This is a genomic window from Methylobacterium sp. J-030 (assembly GCF_022829545.1).
Lineage (GTDB): Bacteria > Pseudomonadota > Alphaproteobacteria > Rhizobiales > Beijerinckiaceae > Methylobacterium.
The window spans coordinates 1-311 of the sequence record NZ_JAKSYM010000184.1 but is presented as its reverse complement, the minus strand read 5'-3'; the positions used below and the strand labels follow the sequence as shown (position 1 = coordinate 311).

Below are 311 nucleotides of genomic sequence, written 5' to 3'. Positions count from 1 at the left end.
CCGCGGTGCCGATCAACGCCGGGGCCCTCGCGGGAGGCGCAGGGAATGCCGGCCTGATGGCCAGCGGCGGCAAGCACCCCGGCGGGCTGAACGACACCGGCACCGTCACGGCCAGCGCCGGCCGGATCGACGGCGCCATCCGCCACCAGGCCGGCACCCTCGCCGTGGCCGGGGCGATGGCCCGCGCCGGCCCCTTCGTCAACGCCGCTGGCGCGAAGCTTCCGGTCGCCGGGGTCTACAGCCTCGCCGGGCCGCTCACCAATGCCGGCACCGTCGCGGTCGGCCGGACCGCCAGCCTCACGGCCCCCGCC

At 78.5% G+C, this 311-nt stretch carries 1 pseudogene; it reads left to right on the top strand.

The features are described 5' to 3' along the window. Window positions 1–56: 56 nt before the first annotated feature. Window positions 57–311 (top strand): annotated as a pseudogene (locus MKK75_RS12395) (hypothetical protein); the annotation flags it as partial.